Source organism: Polynucleobacter sp. UK-Kesae-W10 (genome assembly GCF_018881575.1).
Lineage (GTDB): Bacteria > Pseudomonadota > Gammaproteobacteria > Burkholderiales > Burkholderiaceae > Polynucleobacter.
The window spans coordinates 1-391 of record NZ_JACVQB010000004.1 but is presented as its reverse complement, the minus strand read 5'-3'; the positions used below and the strand labels follow the sequence as shown (position 1 = coordinate 391).

The following is a 391-nucleotide window of genomic DNA, read 5'->3' as shown; positions in this document are numbered from 1 at the left end:
TACCAGTACCGTAGCCGCTAATCGTGAAGTCATCACTGCCCTGACGGCCAACGATGCTGGCAGCGCTATTAGTTTGAGCACTGCCGTTATAGGTCACGTTGGTATTCACGCCATTGACGGTTAAGGTGGCCTTACCGATGGTCAGGCCGCCATTGTTATAAGTGACGTTGTAGTTCGAGGCTAAAGTGCCACCGACTGGGGTGAGCGCTAAGTTATCGGCATAAGCGGTCGTGTTGGCATTGGTACCGGTACCGTAGCCGCTGATCGTAAAGGCATCGGTAGTACCTTGGATACCAACGATAGAGGCTGCGCTATTCGTTTGGGCGCTACCGTTGTAGTTCACATTGGTATTGACGCCATTGACAGTTAAGTTGGCCTTACCGATAGTCAG

1 protein-coding gene is annotated in these 391 nt (G+C 51.9%); it reads right to left on the bottom strand.

What is annotated here, in order from left to right:
- A partial coding sequence (locus tag ICN24_RS08910) for a hypothetical protein (protein ID WP_216223128.1) occupies nt 1-391 on the bottom strand: 391 nt, incomplete at both ends.